The sequence below is a fragment of the Rhizobium sp. CNPSo 3670 genome, assembly GCF_057784555.1.
The window spans coordinates 137,549-155,347 of sequence record NZ_JBXSOL010000001.1 but is presented as its reverse complement, the minus strand read 5'-3'; the positions used below and the strand labels follow the sequence as shown (position 1 = coordinate 155,347).

The following is a 17,799-nucleotide window of genomic DNA, read 5'->3' as shown; positions in this document are numbered from 1 at the left end:
TAGACCCGTTTGCGGCGAAAATGAAGCGCGCCGACGCCGATTTGAAACCGGCCGGCGCCATGCCCGACCGGTTTCAGCATCACGCCTCAGGCCGCGATGGGCAGCCTGAGCAGGATCGACTTGTGCTTGTCGAGGAATTCCATCAGCCGCTGCGGATAATCCTCGCCGACGGCGTCTTTCACGCTCCGCCGTTCGCCGAGCGCGCTCCGCCAGCGCGTCACCCGCTCGAGCCCCTCGAAGATGCCGCTATCCCCCAGCCTGTCGAAAACATCGAAATATCGAAAGATCGGCGCGAAGACGGCATCGACGAGGCTGAAGCTGCTGCCGGAAAAATAAGGTCCATCCGCGAGCGCTCCTTCGAGCGTCGTGAACTTGGCGATCAGCGCCTTGCGCTTGGCCTCCAGCTGTTCCACCTCCGTGGCCGTTTCATAGCCCCAGAGATCGGAAAGCACGGACGAGCCGAACTCCATCCAGCCGCGATGGCGGGCGCGGGCAAGCGGATCGGCAGGATGCAGGGCAGGTCCCGCCTGCGTCTCCTCCAGATATTCGCAGATGACGCTGCTTTCGAAGAGGACGGCCTCGCTGCCATCCTCTTCCTCGATCCTCAGCAGCGGCACCTTTCCGAGCGGCGAGATCTGCAGGAACCAGTCCGGCTTGTTGGCAAGGTCGATGTTGACGCGCTCGAAGGGAACACCCTTTTCGTGAAGCGCGATGGCGGCGCGTTGCACATAGGGGCAGAGATGGTGGCTGATGAGGGTAAGCCTGCTCATGAACGTCTCCTCGCAGTTTCAATAGATGCATTTGCATATAATAGTGCTTGCGGCTTTGCGCAAGATAAATGTATCTGCATCTATCATGGAAAAGATGCCGAAGCCGAGCGAAACCGCCACCTCTGCCTGGACCAGCATCATGCGCGCTCGCGAACGGCTGCTCGCCGCGATCGAAGCCGATCTGAAAGCGGCCGGCATGCCGCCGCTTGCCTGGTATGACGTGCTGTGGGAACTGGCGCGCGCGAACGACGGCAAGCTGCGGCCCTACGAGATAGAGGAGCGGACATTGCTGGCCCAGTATAATCTTTCCCGGCTGATCGACCGGCTGGAAAGAGGGGGCTTGGTCCGGCGTGAGGTCTTCGCCGAGGATGGCCGCGGGCGCTGGGTTCTGATCACCGATGCCGGCCGAACGCTTCGCACGCGGATGTGGACTGTCTATGCCGCAGCGATCGAGACCCATGTCGGCAGCAAGCTTGCCGAAGACGAGGCGAAGGCGATTTCCGGTCTGCTCGCTCGTTTCCTCTGATCAGGCGACCAATGGCGCGCCGACGGCTTTAACCACCTTCAGTGCATCCTTCGGATCAAGCCGCACCTGCAGTCCGCGCTGTCCGCCATTGATATAGACGAGCGGCTCGGCGAGAGCGATCTCCTCGATTGCCGTCGGCACGGTCTTCCTCTGGCCGAAGGGGCTGATGCCGCCGACATGGTAGCCCGTTAGCCGTTCGGCATCGGCAGGCTTCATCATATTGGCGGATTTACCGCGAAAGGCGCTGGCGAGTTTTTTCATGCTGACTTCGCGATCCGACGGCACGACAACGCAGACGGGCTTGCCGTCCACCTCCGCCATCAGCGTTTTCAGCACGCGCTGCGGCGCCTCGCCTAAGGCTTCCGCCGCCTGCAGCCCGACGCGCTCCGCGTCCGGATCATAATCATAGGTGTGAATGGTAAAGGCGACACCCGCCTGGGAGAGAATCTGTGTCGCGCGCGTGGTCTTGGACATTGCTCAGCGCCCGAACAGATCCGAATAATTCTCCGGCCTGAAGCCGATCAAGAGCTTGCCTTCCGTCTCCAGCACCGGCCGCTTGATCATCGACGGCTGGTCGAGCATCAGCGCGATCGCCTTCTCCCGGCTCAGGTTCTCGCGCTCGGCATCGAGCAGTTTTCGAAAGGTGGTGCCGGCGCGGTTGAGCACCGTATCGAGGCCGGCTTCGTCGATCCAGGCTTCGAGATGGGCGCGGTCGATGCCGAGTGCCTTGTAATCGTGAAACTCATAAGCGACGCCGTGTTCTTCCAGCCAACTACGGGCTTTCTTCATCGTGTCGCAATTCTTGATGCCATAGATGGTGACGGCCATGCCCGATCGATCTCCCTGTGATGGCAACGGGATAGCATGCGCGACAGCCGGCGCAAATGCCGCCCGGGCATTTGTCCCGGGCAGCGCCTGCTCAACTCTCCAGCGTGCCGGCCTTGCGTGTGGCCTTGCTCGGCCTGGCGCAGACGATCTTCATCAGGTCGCCGCGCCGGCGCACCAGCCGATCCGAGGTTCGGGTCAGGACCAGCCCATCCTGCGGCGCATGCAGGTCGATGCTGCCGTCAGGCTGACCCGGCCGGGTGACGATCGTCGCCAGAAGTTCGCCCTCTGCAATCCTGTCACCGATCGTGCGATGGAAGAGCACGGCGCCGCCTTCGGGAGCGCGGATGATCTCCACATTGTCGAGCGGCACGGCGGGACCGACAAACATGGCCGGCGCCATTCTGTCGTCGCTCACGATCCCCCGTGCGGCGAGAAAACGCCAGAGCCCGTCCGCATCCCGCTTCGCCAGCAGCGGATCGACGTCGCGCTTGCCGCGCAGCTCGACGGTGACCGAAAGCTTGCCCGGCAGTCGGGATTGTCGTTCGCCTGGAACCGCATATTTCCATGCAAAACCGACGGCCTCCTCGAAGGCCGAGCTTTCGCCATCCGAAAGCAGCACGGCCTCCATGTCGAGCGCGGCGGCAAGGTCGGCCGCCTCCGGCCAGAAGGCCTCATCGATATAGGCATATTGCAGTGATTCGTCGTCGCAGTGCAGATCGAGGACGAGGTCGGCCCCGAGCGCCATGTGCAGAAGCCGCCGCTTCAGCTGGTCGGTAGCCGGATAATCGTTGAAATCTTCCGTCAGCATTGCCCGATCGGTGACGCTTATCAGCGGAAAATCCCGGTTGAAATTGGTGCGGGAACCGAGATCGAAGCGACCCTGCAATTCGCCGAAATGCGATTGCGCCGCGCCGATGGGGTTGGCCTGCGGTACGATGGTGATGTCGCCTGCGACCGCGCCTTCGCTTTCCGCCCGACGCAGCCGCTCCGAGAGGAAATGCAGGAGCGCCGTTCCCGGCAGCTCACCGGCGTGAAGCGCCGCCTGAATGTAGGCCTTCGGCGCCTTCGGATCACGGCCAGCAAAACGCAGCACCGGCAGCCGCCACGCCGTTCCCGGCGTATCGCCTGGGATGATGATCTCCGAAACGTCCATGCTGTCCTTGCTCCGCATTCACCAGCCCGACCAGCTTTATGCGCTGAAAACCGGCGAGCGCAAGCCTCACCGCTACCCTTGCCTCACCGAGGCCCGAAGAAAAGCAGGTTGCCGTTATGATTGATCTTGCCTCGCCGTCGAGATAATGCACGAAACATCGAAAGTGCCTGCTTAATCGGCTTCCAAGCCTCTAGGAACAAAAAAAGAACGATCTAGGCAAGAAACGGGTTGAAACAGCGGCAGCTCCATACGATCCTTTGGGACATCGAAAACGCGGAGGCTAGGTCATGGCTGAGACAAGGCACCACTATCTCATCTTCGAAACCGCGGGCGGCTTCTGCGGCATCGCCTGGAGCGACGCCGGCATCGTCCGTTTCCAGCTGCCGACGAAAACCGCGGAGGCTACCGAGCGGCTGCTTCTGCGCCGACTGCCCGATGGTGCGCCCGGCGCGCCGACGCCTCAGGTGTTCGAGACCGTCGCAGCGGTGAAACGCTATTTCCAAGGGGAGGAAACCGATTTCTCCGGCGTCCCACTCGATCTTGCCGGCCAGAACGACTTCTTCCGGGATATTTATGCGGCGGCACGGCGTGTCGGCTGGGGCCGCACGACCACCTATGGCGCGCTGGCGAAGGAGCTTGGCGTCGGGCCGGAAGCGGCCCGCGATGTTGGTCAGGCGATGGCGAAAAACCCAGTCGCCCTGATCATTCCCTGCCATCGGGTGCTGGCCGCCGGCGGCAAGATCGGCGGCTTCTCCGCGCCCGGCGGTTCGTCATCGAAGGCCCGCATGCTGGAGCTTGAAGGCGTTAGCCTCGCCCCGCCGCCGCCCGCCCAACAGTCGCTGGGCTTTTGAGCGGCGGCGCGATTTCCACGGGAAGTGGCCGTTCAATGCGGGCTGGCCGTCGGCCTGATGACGATCTCGCTGACATCGACGTCATCGGGCTGGCTGATGGCATAGAGGATTGAATTGGCGACCGCCTCGGGACTAATCGTGACGGCCCTGAAGGCCCGCATGGCGTCACGAGCCGTCGGGTCGGTGATCGTGTCGGCGAGTTCCGATGTCGTGGTTCCGGGAGAGACGACGGTGACGCGGATACGATCTGTCTCCTGACGCAATCCATCCGAGATTGCCCGCACCGCGAATTTCGTCGCGCAATAGACGGCGGCAGTCGGCGAGACGCTGTGGCCGCCGATCGAGGACAGGTTGATGATCTGCCCCGATCCCTGTGCCTTCATGATCGGAAGAGCGGCCGCTATGCCGTAGAGAACGCCCTTAATATTGACGTCGACCATTCGGTCCCACTCGTCGACCTTGAGTGCGTCGAGCGGCGAGAGCGGCATGATGCCGGCATTGTTGACGATGACATCGAGGCGGCCGAATTCGGACTTGGCGAAGCCGGCAAAGGCTTCCACCTGGGCACGGTCGGTGACGTCGAGCTTGCGCAGACGCACCGTTCCACCTCCAGCTTCGATTTCGCCGGCGAGCGCCTCCAGTCGGTCGCTGCGGCGCGCGCCGATCACGATCCGGGCGCCCGCCGCGGCCAGCACTTTTGCCGTGGCCTCTCCAATGCCGCTGCTGGCTCCGGTGATGGCGATGACCTTTCCTTCGATGTCAGACATTTCACACTCCATGTGCAGGTTGAGGGTTGTTGTGGCGATCGGTTCGGGAAATCGGCGCTGAGCGTCGTGTCAGCCCAGGCATCGAAATTGGCGCGTAGCGTGTCGAGCCGTTCGCGGGCGATCTTCAGGGAAGCTGCCCCGAGCAGCAGCCGCAGCGGCGGCTCGCCCGCCTCGAAGGCCGATATGATTGCGCTTGCCGCGCGTGCGGGATCGCCCGGCTGCTTGCCGGAGACCGCGCGGGTGGCCTGGCGCCGCTTGCCCGCGGTCTCCGCATAGTTTTCGAGGATCGTGCTGGATTCGACCATCGAGCGGCCGGCCCAATCGGTGCGGAAGCCGCCGGGCTCCAGGATCGTCACACGGATGCCAAGCGGACCGACCTCATGAGCCAGCGACTCCGACAGGCCTTCCACCGCAAACTTGGTGGCATGGTAGTAGCCGGTTGCAGCGAAGGCGACGAGCCCGCCGAGCGAGGAGACGTTGAAGATATGCCCCCGCCGGCGTGAGCGCATGCCAGGCAGAACTTGTTTGGTCACGGCGATCAAGCCGAAGACATTGGTCTCGAATTGGGCGCGGATCTCGGCATCCTCGCCCTCTTCGATTGCCGAGAGATAGCCATAGCCGGCATTGTTGACGAGGACATCGATGGCGCCGAACTGCGCCTCGGCTTCACGGACCGCCGCAGCGATAGAGCGGCCGTCGGTTACGTCGAGGGCGAGGGCCAACGCCCGCTCGCCATGTGCTGCCGTGAGGTCGCCGAGTGTTTCGGGTTTGCGCGCCGTAATGGCAGCGCGCCAGCCGCGCGCCAGAACCGCTTCGGCGAGTGCCCGGCCGAGGCCGGATGATGCGCCGGTAATGAACCAGATGGGTGTGGTGGAGGACATGGTTTTCATCCTTTCCAGCCGTCCTATGCGGCCTTTTCGGTGTGCGGGGGTCATTTACGGCGAAGCACCATGCCGCCATGATGGAGCGTATTGTCGTCGACGAAATCGCCATCGGCGGTGAAGCCGGTATCGTCCCAATACTCGATATGTGTTCCGGTGACTTCGTAGCGTCCGCGATAGGCGCTCTCCCGGCGTCCGCGGGCCTCGTCGTAACGATTGTGGGGCAGGAGTTCGTGTCGGACGCGGCCGTCGTCGGTGACCCACATTCCGACATAGGGATGCTGCTGCATGGTGTTCTCGCTTGGCTGTTGGAACTTGGATTTTCGCTCGTTCGAGGCGTCAGCGGGCTACGTGGGGAGCGCCGTGCCAGTTAGAATGATTGCGGTGAAGAGATGCAGAACTGGGCTGCGGTAAAACTTTGGCATCGCTCTTCCTTTCGACGCGGGCAGCACTCGGGGCTAGCTCATGCCTAGCCCTCGACAGAACATAATCTTGGCGAGCCGCGCGATTAAGTTGCCAATGCCGAATGGCTTGGTTAGCATTGCTAACCAATGGCTAATGATCTCGAAGGCATTTCAGTCTTTCTCGCCATAGCGGAGGCGCGGAATTTCCGGCTCGCCGGCGAGCGCCTCGGCGTGACCCGTTCCGCCGTCAGCCAGGCCTTGCAGCGCCTTGAGGACCGGCTTGGTGCGCCCCTGGTTCAGCGCACGACGCGCAGCGTCAGCCTGACCGAGGCCGGCGAAGTCTTCCTTGAGGCGGTTCGTCCCTCGATGCGCCAGGTCAGCGATGCGATGCAGACGGTGCGCGACATGCAAGCGCGCCCGAGCGGCCTGCTGCGGGTCACTGTTTCCTCCATCGCCGAGCGCTTCCTATCCGGGACTTTGCTCGCCGGCTTCATGCAGGCCTGCCCCGGCATCAAACTCGATATCACCATCACCGATGACGAATTCGACATCGTCGAAGCCGGCTTCGATGCTGGTGTGAGACTGGGCGAGGTGATCGAGCAGGACATGATCGCGGTACCGGTCTCGTCTCAACAGAGACAATGCGCCGCCGCATCGCCAAGCTATCTCGAGCGTCACGGTTCGCCTCACCATCCCCGCGACCTGCAGAACCACGCCTGCATCGGATGGCGGCCGCGCCCGGATACCGCGCCCTATCGCTGGGAATTCACCGAAAATGACCGCGACTTCGATGTCGCCGTCGATCCCGTGGTCACGACCAATGACATGGGAATAATGATCCGCATGGCCTGCGCCGGGGCCGGGATCACCTTCGGCATGGTGGAAACCTTCGCGCCCTATGTCGATCGCGGCGAGCTCATCCGGCTGCTGGAGGATTTCTGCCCGCCCTTTCCTGGTTTCTACCTCTACTATCCCAGGCGCCAGAGGCAGCCAGTGAAACTGCGCGCGCTGGTCGACCATGTGCGCCGGTCGGCCGGTCGCTAGACCTACTCAAGTGCCGTGCCGCCGGCATGGTTGCTGCGAGCATGTGGTTTTGGTATTTCGAGCCTTCAGTTGGATGGTGAAGCGGGCGACGTCATGCTGGCTGCTCCGGTCGCCGTTCTGACCATCCCGCTGGCGGAGAACATATGCTCGACGACGTCTTTCCCATTCCGACCAGGGCAGTGATCCGCCAGGGTGGTCGAGCCTGCTTCCATCGCCTCGTCACTACCAGCCCGCTGCTGATCCAGGTCCAGTCTGGAACGAAGATCGTCATGTCGGATGACAAGCCTTTGCGCCTCGAGGCGGGCGATTACGGTCTGTTGCCCGACTACCGGCCGTTGACGATGGAGAACATTCCCAAGGCGCCTCAGAAGTATCAGACCCTGGCGCTTGCAATTCCGCGAAAGCTTTTCGAGGACGCTTATGATAGGATGGGATCGGTCGCCGTGCCATCACGGCCTCTTCCGGCCAGCACCTCGAGGCTGCCGGAGGAAGCTGCTGCATTGTTCGAATATTGCAGTCAGCCGGGCAATCTGGCGCGGCTTCCGGGCGCCATCGCCAAGGCCCGTCTGATGGAACTCGTCACCTGGTTCGCGCTCTGCGGGGCGGTTCTCGGCCGATGCGAAAGCCCCCGGCTTGAGGACCGGCTGAGGCAGATGATCGAAGCTGATCCGGCCGGCGCCTGGACGCTGGCGCATGCTGCGGGCTTGTTCAACATGAGCGAGGCGACGCTGCGGCGCAGGCTCTCCGCCGAGAATACAGCCTTCAGCGAGATCTTGAGCGATACCCGGATGAACCGTGCTCTGGCGCTCATTCAGACCACGACATTGCCGATGGCGCAGGTTGCGCTGGAGGTCGGTTACGATTCGCCTTCGCAATTTTCCGCGCGCTTCAAGGAGCGGTTTGGCGTCAGCCCACGCCATGTACGCAGCGGACCCGAACAATTTGAGCGGATCGGGGCAGAAATTGAGCAGAGCGGGGCAGATGCGCTGGCGCGGTGACGATAGTTTCCCGGCATCGTCAACCACAGGAGAATAGCAATGCGATTGATCACAGCAGCACTTATGGCCGCCTCCGTCTTCGGCGCCACGGCCGCCCATGCCGAAATGAAGCTCACCTCGAAGGATCTGACCGCCGGCAAGGCCATGGCCGATGCGCAGGTCTTCAACGGCTTCGGTTGCTCGGGCAAGAACATCTCGCCGGAACTGGCCTGGTCGGGCGCACCCGAGGGAACCAAGAGCTTCGCCGTCATGGCGTACGATCCGGATGCGCCCACGGGTTCCGGCTGGTGGCATTGGACGGTGTTCAACATCCCGGCAAAGACTTCGGAGATTGCCGCTGGCGCGAGCGGTGACAAGAAGCTTCCCGCAGGCGCCGTGGAAGGCCATACAGATTTCGGCACCTCCGGATATGGCGGCGCATGCCCACCGGCCGGCGATAAGCCGCACCGCTACCAGTTCACCGTCTACGCGCTCAAGGTGGACAAGCTTCCGCTTCCCGAGACGGCGCCGGGCGCCATGGTCGGCTTCTATGTCAGGGCCAACACGCTCGACAAGGCCTCGATCGAGGTCACTTACGGCCGCTGAAGCCGGCTCTGGAGCCGCAACATCCTTGCATACCAAAGACCGGCCCTGGTGACTAAACCTCGGCCGGTCCGTGCGCTGAGGCAAGCGCAGGCGGCATCAGAGGGATGCAAGAAGCAATGTTGCGGCGTGCTTCGACGCTACGCCTATGGGCTTCGCACCTCAGCATGAGGGAGGTTGGAGAAGGCCGCGCTCATAACTGCAGGCGTGAGAGGTGCGCGCCGCCCACGATCGGACAAGTTTACTTGCGGCTCCTTGGACTAGGCAGGAACATAGGTCAGCTTGATCACATTCTCGTCGATCAGATCATGGCTCACAAGACGAAGCGGCGGCCGGGGCCCGGCGAAATAGGGTTTGCCGTGGCCAAGCACGACGGGATGCAGGTAGATGTGATATTCATCGATCAGCCCGAGTCCGGTAAGGCTTTGCGCCAAGTCCGGCCCGGCAACTTCGATCTCCCCGTCACGCTCGGCCTTTAGCGCGCGCATCGCGCCCTCGAGATCATTCCCAACAATCCCGGCGTTGGGGCCGACCGACGTCAACGAGCGCGAGACCACCCATTTCGGCTGCTTCCGCCACGCCGCTGCGAAGGCTCGCTGCTCGGTATCCCATTCGGGATGATCCTCATCCCAATAACGCATGACCTCGTACATCCGGCGGCCGTAGACGCTGCCCGCCTGCCTCTGAGCCTGCTCGACGAAGTGGCGGAAGAGGGTGGGACTTGGCCCGAAGGCTGTGTGGTCGACGTAACCGTCCAGCGACTGGTTCATCCCGAAGACGAGCTTAGCCATGCCAACTTCCTTCTTGAACAAAGTATGTGCGTGAGTTCGGCTGCGTAGCGGGAGTAAGTTAGGCAAACTGATTTTATTTTGCAATTGGTTTTGGGTGAACTCGAACGCCCGTCCGAAATGATCGGGGCAGGCGCTTCATCGAGCATCGATCCGCTTACATCAGCGATGCACCGGCAGTCTCAGCCCCACTTCGTCTCGCCTTCGGCGAGCTTGTGTTGGTCGACCGACCGATCGAGGCAAATGGAGAAGCGATTAAGGCCGGCGAGATCCCTGGCGGACGCTCCGCGTGACGCGACTTCCCAATGCCAGCGGCTTAGCTTCTTGAAGTGCCGCAGCATGAGGCGCTGGCGGAGGTGCTTCTGCCGCTCAATTAGCTACCTCGGAGGGCGGCTTCTGCCCTCACTCCCACTCGATCGTGCCGGGCGGCTTCGACGTGACGTCGTAGACAACCCGGTTGATGCCGCGCACCTCGTTGATGATACGGGTGGCGGCGCGGCCGAGGAATTCCATGTCGTAGTGGTAGAAATCCGCCGTCATGCCGTCGACCGAGGTGACGGCGCGCAGCGCACAGACGAATTCATACGTGCGCCCGTCGCCCATCACACCGACAGTCTGGACGGGAAGCAGCACGGCGAAGGCCTGCCAGATCGCGTCGTAGAGGCCGGCCTTGCGGATTTCGTCGAGATAGATCGCATCGGCTTCGCGCAGGATCTCGAGCTTCTCGCGTGTGATGCCGCCGGGGCAGCGGATCGCGAGGCCAGGGCCGGGGAAGGGGTGGCGGCCGATGAAGCTGTCGGGCAGGCCGAGCTCGCGGCCGAGCGCGCGCACCTCGTCCTTGAACAGTTCGCGCAGCGGCTCGACGAGCTGCATGTTCATCCGCTCCGGCAGGCCGCCGACATTGTGGTGCGACTTGATCGTCACCGACGGGCCGCCGGTGAAGGAAACGCTCTCGATAACGTCGGGATAGAGCGTGCCCTGGCCGAGGAAATCGGCGCCGCCGAGTTTCTTCGCCTCTTCCTCGAAGGTTTCGATGAAGAGCCGGCCAATGATCTTGCGCTTGGTCTCCGGGTCGCTGACGCCTTCGAGTTCGCCGATAAAACGGTCTGAGGCATCGACGTGCAGCAGATGCAGATTGTAGTGCTCGCGGAACATGGCGACGACATTGGCCGCCTCGTCCTTGCGCATCAGTCCGTGGTCGACGAGGATGCAGGTCAGCTGGTCGCCGACCGCCTCGTGGATCAGGAGTGCCGCGACAGAGCTGTCGACGCCACCTGAAAGCGCGCAGATGACGCGCTTGTCACCGACCTGCTTGCGGATCTCGTCGACCGCTTTTTGGCGATAAGCAGACATCGACCAGTCGCCCTTGATGCCGGCGACATTGTGGATGAAGTTGCCGATCAGCTTGGCGCCGTCGGGCGTATGCACGACCTCGGGGTGGAACTGTACGCCGTAATATTTGCGCTTCTCGTCGGCTATGAAGGCGAAGGGCGCGTTGGAAGAGGTGGCGACCACCTCGAAACCATCCGGCAGCGCCGTGACGCGGTCGCCATGGCTCATCCATACCTGATGGCGCGAGCCGGAGGACCAGAGGCCTTCGAACAGCTGGCAATCCTTGTCGACATCGAGAAAGGCGCGGCCGAATTCACGGTGATGGCCGCTTTCGACCTTGCCGCCGAGCTGCATGCACATCGTCTGCTGACCGTAGCAGATGCCAAAGACCGGCAGGCCGCTATCGAAGATGATCTGGGGCGCTCGCGGCGATCCCTCGTCCACGGTGGAAGCCGGGCTGCCGGAGAGGATCACGGCCTTCGGCTGCAGGCGCTTGAAGCCTTCTTCGGCGGATTGAAAGGGGACGATCTCGCAATAGACGCCGGCCTCGCGCACGCGCCGTGCGATGAGCTGCGTCACCTGGCTGCCGAAATCGACGATGAGAACGGAGTCGGGATGTGCTGTCTGGGTCATGGCGAGGCTTTAAAGAAAAGCGCTTCGCCTGGCAATCCGGGAAATCGGCAGCATCGGGTTTTTATTGTTCCGATTGTCCCCACGCCTTTGAAAGACGCGCAGTATATTCGACGGCTAGAACCAGAAAACCCCGTCCTCCAGCGCCGTGAACAGGCTGTCGACGCCGTAGGAGAGCTTGCGGTCGACGATGTGCAGATATTCCGTCCAGCCGGAGATATGCTGCAGTTCGACCGCGCCGTCGGAAATGCCGCGCAGGCCGATCAGCGGCAGCTTGTAGCCCTGGCAGGCGCGCAGCACCGCATAGGTTTCCATGTCGACCATGTCGGCGTCGATGTCGCTATAGGCGGTACCCGAGATGACGTTGCCGCCGGTGGAAAGGCTTGCCTCGGGAATGCCGGGGATGCGCAGCGGCAACTCGAGCGCAGCGGGCAGATCGAGAAACGGCGTCCTACCCTTTTCGAAACCGAGCGGCGAGGCGTCCATATCGCGATAGGAGACCGAGCTCACCTGATAGACTTCGGTCTGCTCCAGTTTCGCCGAACCGGCCGACCCGAGCGATACCACGAGATCCGGCAGGTCGTCGGCCGCATCCAGCCGCGCCAGGGTTTTGGTCAGCGCGACTGCCGCCTCGACCGGGCCGACGCCTGTCATCAAGGGTTCGATGCGCGAACGCAGGAAGGAGCCGTATTCGGCCTCCGCCGCCATGACGAAAAGCATGGATTTGCCTGCGACCGACTTCAGCTCGAACTTCATCCTGTAATTCCTTCTCTCCCGCGGATGACCATCATTGTTCCGGTCATGGAGGCGATGAGTTTCGCCGGCCCGTCGCTGATCGCGTAGCCTCGCCCGTCGGCGACGATAATGGTGGAGCCGGGTTTGGTGATTTCCCCGCGAAACAGGAAGCGCTCGCCACGCCCCGGCGACATGAGATTGACCTTGAACTCGATTGTCAGGATCGAGGCTTCAGGGTCGATGACGCTGTAGGCGGCAAAGCCGCAGGCCGAATCCAGCGCCGCCGAAATGATGCCCGCATGCAGGATGCCGTGCTGCTGTGTCAGTTTGACGTCGAAGGGAAGCTCAATCTCGACGACGCCGTGCTCGACGCGCGTCAGCTCTGCGCCGATCGTCTGCATCGCCGCCTGGCGCGCAAAATTGCGGCGGATTCGCGCGCGGAAATCGCCCCTGTCAGTCTCGCTCATGGCTACCCCTCTCCAAGCCGGGAAAGTGGCATGACGAGCCGGATTCGACAAGCTGGACGTTACCGAAATCGGCCGCGAGGCTGCCGGAAACCGCAAACCGTGTCGCCGGGGCAACCTTTCGCCGTGCGTCGTTGCACAAGCCTGCTTCGTCAGTGCCGCCCGCCCCGTGCAATGGTGATTGTAGCTTCGCGCGAGACGGGTATTCTCGCATCGAAACTCGAAATGACGGAGCATCAGCGGCATGACGACGATATCGCAATCGGTCCGGAATTTCGAGAACTGGCTGGCCGGTGAGCTTGGCGACGATCTCGTCAAACAGGACCTGCGGGAAAAGCATAAGAAGATGCGCAGCAACGCGTTCGTCTTTCTGCGCGCCACCTATTGGCGCTGGTGCGAAACCATCCTCGACATCTGCCAGGACCTCGCAGGCGCGCCTGAAGTGCTGGCGATCGGCGATACGCATCTGGAAAATTTCGGCACCTGGCGCGACGTCGAGGGCCGGCTCGTCTGGGGCGTCAATGATTTCGACGACGCGGCGGTCATGCCTTATGCGCTCGACCTCGTTCGTCTGGCGGCAAGCGCCATCCTGGCGCGCGGCGACAACGGCCCGTCCGTTCGCAGGATCGGTGAACTGATCCTCACCGGCTATCGCAGGGGCCTTGAAAATCCGCTGCCTGTCATCCTCGAGCGCGACCACAAATGGCTGCGCAAGGCATTGGTGCGGCCGAATGCCAAACGCCGGGAATTTTGGCAGAAATACGAGACGCTGCGTCCCGGCAAGAAACCGGTGCCTTCCGCCTATATCAAGGCGCTTACCGGTGCATTGCCGCCCGGCTCAGGCGGCTTCGTGGCGAAGCCGCATCGCGCCGGCACCGGCAGTCTCGGTCGGCCGCGTTTTATCGCCTATAGCGAATGGCAAGGCGGGCCGGTTCTGCGCGAGGCGAAGGCGTTGGTGCCCTCGGCCTGGTCGCTTTGCCACGGGCTGCAGCATGGGACGATCAATGCAGGCAAGATTGCCGGAGGGCGGATGCGCTCGGCCGATCCCCACTATCAAGTCTCCGGGCGTATCCTCGTGCGCCGGCTCTCGCCGAATAGCCGCAAGATCGAGATCGACAAGCACCCGGAAATCCTGCTTGCGCCGACGATGCTCGAGCTGATGGGCTTCGAGATCGCCAACTGCCATTCCGACGATCCGGCGGCGGCCACGGCGATCCTGGAGGACCTACGGGTGCGCGGGAGCGAATGGCTGCATCAAGCGGCAAGGGCTGCGGCGTCGGCGATCAGTGCCGAGCAGAAGGCCTATGCGCGCGTCGGCTGAGAGATCCGAACGATGTGCTGATCCCAGGCGACGTCGCTGCGGGTCGACAGGAAGTCGCCATCATAGGAGGAGACGGCAAAGCCCTCTTTTGCCGGCGCGATGCCCGCGGCATCCGCAATTGCCGTCTCGGCCAGCACCTTGCCCGTCCTCGCGTCGATCGTCACCGAGGCGCCGCCTTTCGGGGAGGTGATGCCGACGAGGCCTTCGCTGCGATTGACGGCGATCGCCCCGATGTAATTGGCAAGCCTGCGCGTCGTCTCCTCCGGCAGATCGACGAAGGAAAGATCCTCGCCCTTGGCGAAATGGCCGACGAGCGGCGGCAGATCCTTGCGGTGGCCCTCGTACTGGCAGGCGAACCAGATGCGGCCCTCGCCGTCAAGGTCGACGTGGCGGGTCGACAGCTGCGACCATTCGGCCGGCAGCACATGTTTTTCGATCAACGCGCCCGTGGCCGCATCGATCAGGACCAGCGACGGCTGCATCACCCGGAGATTGAGCTTGGTGCGGCCGAAGTCGGGATGGGTCTCGATGCCGCCATTGGCGACAATGAGAAGGCGTCCGTCATCGGACACGGTCATGTCGTGCGGGCCGATGCCATAGGTCTCGAATTCGCCGATGCGGGTGAAGCGGTCGGTCGCATCGTAGATGCCGATCATGCCGCGATTGCCGTCGAAATCGTTCTCACTGGCGTAGAGAATGCGGCCATCGGGCGAGAACACGCCGTGGCCGTAGAAATGCCGGTCTTCCCGGGAGCTGATGACGATCGGCTGACCCTTATTCCGTGGATCGAAGATCATCGCATAGGTGCCGGGCCGGCGCGCAAAGGCGGCGGTCTTGCCGGTGGCGGCGCTGAAGGCCATGCCGTGAGCTCGGGCGGGAAGCGCCACCTGATCGACGATCTCGCCGCGCTCCGTCACCGTCGCGATGGCAAAGGAGCCGTCGGCGGCGCGAATGCCCGAGGCATAGACGGCGTCCGACCGCTCCAACGCCATCAGCGATCTTGGCGTCAAGGCCGCAAGGAAGCCAATCCCTGCCGCCTTGACGAAGCTGCGTCGATCGATCGTGGTGCTTCGTATCATCGCTTCAGTCTCCGTCCGAAAAGGAAAAGCCGGCCGAAAGGCCGATGGCCGAGCCATATTCGTCGCTGATTCTGGTAATCAGCTGGCGGCTGTCGGCGAGCAACGCTTCGAGTTTGGCCTTCTCGGCATCGCTCACGGCGACGTCAATGTCGGGATTGAGCTTCGGCACGCTGTCGAGCAGCGATTTGAAATCCGCGTCGATCGAGGCGGCGACCGACCGCTTGTCCGTCGGCAGAAGCTCGGCCATGCCGGCCTTCTGCCAGAGCGTGCGCAGGCCTTCCAGATTGGCAGCCATCGATTTCCAGGTGTTCTTCGAACGCCAGTAGATGGCCATGCGCGGGCGCGGCGTGGTGTCCTTGCCCTTGTAGAACTGCTCCAGCCGCTGGTCGCGGACATTCTCTGCGCCGTGGACGAGAATGCCGAGCAGCGCAGTCACGGCTTCCTTGTTGTCCATGAAATCATTGCTCTGCGGGCCCGGATGTTTCCAGCTCGCCTGCACGCCATCGGGTTTTTCCCAGGCCGCGACGACTTCGCCTGCCTCACGTTGGATATTGCCGGCGACCGCGGCACCGTAAAGGCAGCGGAATCCGCCCTTCTGCTCGAGGAGATCGTCGGAGCCGTTGCCATAGAGCACATATTCCAGCGCCGTCAGGCCCTGCAGCGCCACACTCTTGCCGGCGATCGCATCGACGGTCGCGTCCTTAGGATCCGCCTTGGCGATCAGCGCTTGCACCTGCTTCAGGCCGACACCCTTGCGGTCGGGATAGAACAGGATGTGCTCGAAGAGATTGTCCTGGATGACGGGCCCTGTCTGGACGATCTCGATGATCGACCAGTAGCGGATCGTGTCGTCGAAAGCCGATTTCGCCCTGTCGAGCGTCTGTTGCGTGCCGCCGTCACAGAGATCCTTCATCGCCGTCGTCAGCCGGGCGGCCGATTGCTGCATGTTGCGATAGCCGGGGCGGATCACCTCATCGACGGCGCGCTGCATGACGGCGGGAACGGCATCCTCATTCAGCCCTGCCGGAGGAGCGGCGGTCTCAGCGGCCGCCGATGTGGCGAGGCCGATCAGAGTGAGGCAGAGCAGGGGGTGCCAAAGGCGCATCAAAGTGACTCCAGGAATGTAATCAGGGCCGCCCGGTCGTCTTTCGACAGGAAGGAGAAAGCGTTGCGGGCCTTTTCAGCTTCGCCGCCATGCCAGAGAATCGCCTCGGTGACGTTTCGCGCACGGCCGTCATGCAGGAAAAAGCTGTGTCCGCTGACAGTCCGGGTCAGTCCTATACCCCATAGCGGCGGCGTGCGCCATTCACGTCCGCTTGCAAGCCCGACCTGTTGCCCATCGGCCAGACCCTCGCCCATGTCGTGCAGGAGAAAGTCGGAATAGGGCCAGATCAGCTGGAAGGATTGCGCCTTTTCGGCTGCATCCCGGCGGGTGACGAATTTCGGCACATGGCAGGAAATGCAGCCGGTTTCGTAAAAAATCCGCTTGCCCCGCAGTGTCTCGGGAAAGCTCGCCTTGCGCCGCGCCGGCACGGCGAGATTTTCGGAATAGAAGGTCACGAGGTCGAGAACGGGGCCTGGGGCTTCTTCTGCACCCAGCCGTTTCTGCACCCCTGTCGGCATCTCAAGGCATTTTTCTTCCGGCTTGGTGCAATCGCCATCTGCGTCCGGCTGGTCGGGCGTCGAGATGCCGATATCGTTGGTGAAGGCATCGGCGCTCTGATCGCGCACAGTGGCGTTTTGCGCCTTCCAGCCGAAACGACCGAGTGCGATCTTGCCGCTGCGATGGTCGCGCACGATCGCCGCCTTGCCCGAAATGCCGTCGCCGTCTGCATCATCAGGATCGGCATGGGCAAGAATGTCCGCTTCCGGAATGGCTTCGATCAGCCCAAGGCCGATCATCGCCGGCGCCACGCGCGCCGAAATGGTCGTCGCCGTGTCGAGCGGCCCGTAAGCGAGGTTCGTCGCCGTATAATGCGGCCGGCGAAGCGATACTTTTTCACCGTCGCCGAGCGTCACCGTCTCGACATCATAAGTGATCGCCATCCGGCCTTCTGCGGCAAGGCCGGGGACGGCAAGGTCCTGCAGTTGATGGCCATAGACCGGATCGGGAAAGTTCACCACGTCGGCATTGGCGATCGCCTTTTCTTCCTCCGGCGTGGTCGCCGCGTGTGCCAGACGCAGGAACATCGAGGTGGCGCTTGTGGCCCCCTCCGGCGGTCTGCCCCGGCCGTCATTGACATGGCAGCTCATGCAGGAGCGGGCGTTGAAGAGCGGCCCGAGGCCGTCGGAGGCCTGCGTCGAGGAAGGAGCGGAAACCCAGAGCTTGCGAAAGAGCGCATTGCCGAGCTTGAAATTCTGCTCTTCCTCGAAGGGGATGTTGGCGGAAATATGCGAGAAGCTGTCTTCAGTGACGGGATCGATCGAGGTCGCGGCCCCCGCCTGCATCGCTTCATATTGCTCGGCCTTGGAAAAATCCGCCGTCGGCCGCGTGATGTCGGCGACGCGTTTGAGATCGGTCTCGGAGAGGTCGGTGCGTTTGGTTGGCAGGTCGAAACCGCCGGCGATGGCTGCGGAAAATCCGGCAAACATGGCGCAGAGCGCTGCGCTGGCGATCAATCGGCGGGCCGGGGCATGCGACATTTC

At 62.8% G+C, this 17,799-nt stretch carries 18 protein-coding genes and 3 pseudogenes; 7 read left to right on the top strand and 14 right to left on the bottom strand.

The features are described 5' to 3' along the window. Nucleotides 1–86: 86 nt before the first annotated feature. Entirely contained in the window at nt 87–770 is a 684-nt protein-coding gene (locus AC13QO_RS00775; protein ID WP_488539692.1) for a glutathione S-transferase family protein, read from the bottom strand. 85 nt (nt 771–855) lie between these two features. On the opposite strand from AC13QO_RS00775, the gene AC13QO_RS00770 reads away from it, so the two are divergent. Next, entirely contained in the window at nt 856–1,296 is a 441-nt protein-coding gene (locus AC13QO_RS00770) for a MarR family winged helix-turn-helix transcriptional regulator (protein WP_488539691.1), read from the top strand. On the opposite strand, the gene ybaK is transcribed toward AC13QO_RS00770, so the two are convergent. The 3 genes from ybaK to AC13QO_RS00755 all read right to left on the bottom strand — a co-directional run bounded on the left by ybaK (nt 1,297) and on the right by AC13QO_RS00755 (nt 3,277). Further along, nucleotides 1,297–1,770 carry a Cys-tRNA(Pro) deacylase gene (gene ybaK, locus AC13QO_RS00765; RefSeq protein WP_285191971.1) on the bottom strand — a complete coding sequence of 158 codons (474 nt, stop codon included), beginning with the start codon at nt 1,768–1,770 and terminating at the stop codon, nt 1,297–1,299. A gap of 3 nt (nt 1,771–1,773) precedes the next feature. Continuing rightward, nucleotides 1,774–2,124 carry an ArsC family reductase gene (locus tag AC13QO_RS00760; RefSeq protein ID WP_488539690.1) on the bottom strand — a complete coding sequence of 117 codons (351 nt, stop codon included), beginning with the start codon at nt 2,122–2,124 and terminating at the stop codon, nt 1,774–1,776. 91 nt (nt 2,125–2,215) lie between these two features. Beyond that, nucleotides 2,216–3,277, bottom strand: a complete 1,062-nt coding sequence (locus AC13QO_RS00755; protein ID WP_430958173.1) for a M14 family metallopeptidase — start codon at nt 3,275–3,277, stop codon at nt 2,216–2,218. Nucleotides 3,278–3,564: 287 nt separating this feature from the next. Here AC13QO_RS00755 and AC13QO_RS00750 point away from each other — a divergent pair, with 287 nt between their 5' ends. Next, nucleotides 3,565–4,128 (top strand): methylated-DNA--[protein]-cysteine S-methyltransferase, encoded by a 564-nt coding sequence (locus AC13QO_RS00750; protein ID WP_488539689.1) that lies wholly within the window; start codon nt 3,565–3,567, stop codon nt 4,126–4,128. A 32-nt stretch (nt 4,129–4,160) separates the two neighbouring features. Here the strand turns inward: AC13QO_RS00750 and AC13QO_RS00745 are convergent, their stop codons facing one another. From AC13QO_RS00745 to AC13QO_RS00735, 3 genes and pseudogenes are all read right to left on the bottom strand, one after another. Beyond that, on the bottom strand, nt 4,161–4,895 hold the full coding sequence (locus AC13QO_RS00745; RefSeq protein WP_488539688.1) for an SDR family oxidoreductase: 735 nt from the start codon (nt 4,893–4,895) through the stop codon (nt 4,161–4,163). A gap of 41 nt (nt 4,896–4,936) precedes the next feature. Continuing rightward, nucleotides 4,937–5,785: pseudogene (locus AC13QO_RS00740) on the bottom strand (oxidoreductase); the annotation flags it as partial. A gap of 41 nt (nt 5,786–5,826) precedes the next feature. Then, a pseudogene (locus tag AC13QO_RS00735) lies at nt 5,827–6,201 on the bottom strand (Atu4866 domain-containing protein). A 126-nt stretch (nt 6,202–6,327) separates the two neighbouring features. Between AC13QO_RS00735 and AC13QO_RS00730 the strand changes: the two are divergent. From AC13QO_RS00730 to AC13QO_RS00720, 3 genes are all read left to right on the top strand, one after another. Further along, nucleotides 6,328–7,224 (top strand): LysR family transcriptional regulator, encoded by an 897-nt coding sequence (locus AC13QO_RS00730; RefSeq protein WP_488539687.1) that lies wholly within the window; start codon nt 6,328–6,330, stop codon nt 7,222–7,224. Nucleotides 7,225–7,367: 143 nt separating this feature from the next. Then, the gene (locus tag AC13QO_RS00725) at nt 7,368–8,222 is read left to right on the top strand and encodes a helix-turn-helix domain-containing protein (RefSeq protein ID WP_085776648.1); all 855 of its coding nucleotides are present in this window, start codon (nt 7,368–7,370) and stop codon (nt 8,220–8,222) included. Nucleotides 8,223–8,261: 39 nt separating this feature from the next. Then, nucleotides 8,262–8,807 (top strand): YbhB/YbcL family Raf kinase inhibitor-like protein, encoded by a 546-nt coding sequence (locus AC13QO_RS00720; RefSeq protein ID WP_488539686.1) that lies wholly within the window; start codon nt 8,262–8,264, stop codon nt 8,805–8,807. A 257-nt stretch (nt 8,808–9,064) separates the two neighbouring features. Here AC13QO_RS00720 and AC13QO_RS00715 read toward each other — a convergent pair whose 3' ends face one another. Continuing rightward, nucleotides 9,065–9,595, bottom strand: coding sequence for a dihydrofolate reductase family protein (locus tag AC13QO_RS00715; RefSeq protein WP_488539685.1), 531 nt, complete (start codon nt 9,593–9,595; stop codon nt 9,065–9,067). 221 nt (nt 9,596–9,816) lie between these two features. Here AC13QO_RS00715 and AC13QO_RS00710 point away from each other — a divergent pair. Further along, nucleotides 9,817–9,969, top strand: a pseudogene (locus AC13QO_RS00710) (AraC family transcriptional regulator); the annotation flags it as partial. A 25-nt stretch (nt 9,970–9,994) separates the two neighbouring features. On the opposite strand, the gene guaA reads toward AC13QO_RS00710, so the two are convergent. The 3 genes from guaA to AC13QO_RS00695 form a co-directional block, all read right to left on the bottom strand. Beyond that, on the bottom strand, nt 9,995–11,557 hold the full coding sequence (gene guaA / locus AC13QO_RS00705; protein ID WP_085776651.1) for a glutamine-hydrolyzing GMP synthase: 1,563 nt from the start codon (nt 11,555–11,557) through the stop codon (nt 9,995–9,997). 114 nt (nt 11,558–11,671) lie between these two features. Next, nucleotides 11,672–12,310, bottom strand: coding sequence for a 5'-methylthioadenosine/S-adenosylhomocysteine nucleosidase (locus AC13QO_RS00700; RefSeq protein ID WP_285191959.1), 639 nt, complete (start codon nt 12,308–12,310; stop codon nt 11,672–11,674). Continuing rightward, nucleotides 12,307–12,756, bottom strand: coding sequence for a PaaI family thioesterase (locus AC13QO_RS00695; RefSeq protein WP_085776653.1), 450 nt, complete (start codon nt 12,754–12,756; stop codon nt 12,307–12,309). The genes AC13QO_RS00700 and AC13QO_RS00695 overlap by 4 nt, the downstream gene beginning before the upstream one ends. Nucleotides 12,757–12,997: 241 nt before the next feature. Between AC13QO_RS00695 and AC13QO_RS00690 the strand changes: the two genes are divergently transcribed. Continuing rightward, nucleotides 12,998–14,074 (top strand): DUF2252 family protein, encoded by a 1,077-nt coding sequence (locus AC13QO_RS00690; protein ID WP_488539684.1) that lies wholly within the window; start codon nt 12,998–13,000, stop codon nt 14,072–14,074. Here the strand turns inward: AC13QO_RS00690 and AC13QO_RS00685 are convergent. Genes AC13QO_RS00685 through AC13QO_RS00675 form a run of 3 tightly spaced genes read right to left on the bottom strand, consistent with a single transcriptional unit; the run spans nt 14,056 to nt 17,796 of the window. Then, nucleotides 14,056–15,153 carry a DUF1513 domain-containing protein gene (locus AC13QO_RS00685; RefSeq protein ID WP_488539683.1) on the bottom strand — a complete coding sequence of 366 codons (1,098 nt, stop codon included), beginning with the start codon at nt 15,151–15,153 and terminating at the stop codon, nt 14,056–14,058. The genes AC13QO_RS00690 and AC13QO_RS00685 overlap by 19 nt on opposite strands. 4 nt (nt 15,154–15,157) lie before the next feature. Continuing rightward, entirely contained in the window at nt 15,158–16,258 is a 1,101-nt protein-coding gene (locus AC13QO_RS00680; protein WP_488539682.1) for an imelysin family protein, read from the bottom strand. Beyond that, nucleotides 16,258–17,796, bottom strand: a complete 1,539-nt coding sequence (locus AC13QO_RS00675; protein ID WP_488539681.1) for a di-heme oxidoreductase family protein — start codon at nt 17,794–17,796, stop codon at nt 16,258–16,260. The genes AC13QO_RS00680 and AC13QO_RS00675 overlap by 1 nt, the downstream gene beginning before the upstream one ends. Between the last annotated feature and the right edge of the window lie 3 nt (nt 17,797–17,799).

Coding starts and splice junctions, on each gene's coding strand:
- AC13QO_RS00775 (WP_488539692.1), bottom strand. CDS start 770: ATGAGCAGGCTTACCCTCATCAGCCACCATCTCTGCCCCTATGTGCAA.
- AC13QO_RS00770 (WP_488539691.1), top strand. CDS start 856: ATGGAAAAGATGCCGAAGCCGAGCGAAACCGCCACCTCTGCCTGGACC.
- ybaK (WP_285191971.1), bottom strand. CDS start 1,770: ATGTCCAAGACCACGCGCGCGACACAGATTCTCTCCCAGGCGGGTGTC.
- AC13QO_RS00760 (WP_488539690.1), bottom strand. CDS start 2,124: ATGGCCGTCACCATCTATGGCATCAAGAATTGCGACACGATGAAGAAA.
- AC13QO_RS00755 (WP_430958173.1), bottom strand. CDS start 3,277: ATGGACGTTTCGGAGATCATCATCCCAGGCGATACGCCGGGAACGGCG.
- AC13QO_RS00750 (WP_488539689.1), top strand. CDS start 3,565: ATGGCTGAGACAAGGCACCACTATCTCATCTTCGAAACCGCGGGCGGC.
- AC13QO_RS00745 (WP_488539688.1), bottom strand. CDS start 4,895: ATGTCTGACATCGAAGGAAAGGTCATCGCCATCACCGGAGCCAGCAGC.
- AC13QO_RS00730 (WP_488539687.1), top strand. CDS start 6,328: ATGGCTAATGATCTCGAAGGCATTTCAGTCTTTCTCGCCATAGCGGAG.
- AC13QO_RS00725 (WP_085776648.1), top strand. CDS start 7,368: ATGCTCGACGACGTCTTTCCCATTCCGACCAGGGCAGTGATCCGCCAG.
- AC13QO_RS00720 (WP_488539686.1), top strand. CDS start 8,262: ATGCGATTGATCACAGCAGCACTTATGGCCGCCTCCGTCTTCGGCGCC.
- AC13QO_RS00715 (WP_488539685.1), bottom strand. CDS start 9,595: ATGGCTAAGCTCGTCTTCGGGATGAACCAGTCGCTGGACGGTTACGTC.
- guaA (WP_085776651.1), bottom strand. CDS start 11,557: ATGACCCAGACAGCACATCCCGACTCCGTTCTCATCGTCGATTTCGGC.
- AC13QO_RS00700 (WP_285191959.1), bottom strand. CDS start 12,310: ATGAAGTTCGAGCTGAAGTCGGTCGCAGGCAAATCCATGCTTTTCGTC.
- AC13QO_RS00695 (WP_085776653.1), bottom strand. CDS start 12,756: ATGAGCGAGACTGACAGGGGCGATTTCCGCGCGCGAATCCGCCGCAAT.
- AC13QO_RS00690 (WP_488539684.1), top strand. CDS start 12,998: ATGACGACGATATCGCAATCGGTCCGGAATTTCGAGAACTGGCTGGCC.
- AC13QO_RS00685 (WP_488539683.1), bottom strand. CDS start 15,153: ATGATACGAAGCACCACGATCGATCGACGCAGCTTCGTCAAGGCGGCA.
- AC13QO_RS00680 (WP_488539682.1), bottom strand. CDS start 16,258: ATGCGCCTTTGGCACCCCCTGCTCTGCCTCACTCTGATCGGCCTCGCC.
- AC13QO_RS00675 (WP_488539681.1), bottom strand. CDS start 17,796: ATGTCGCATGCCCCGGCCCGCCGATTGATCGCCAGCGCAGCGCTCTGC.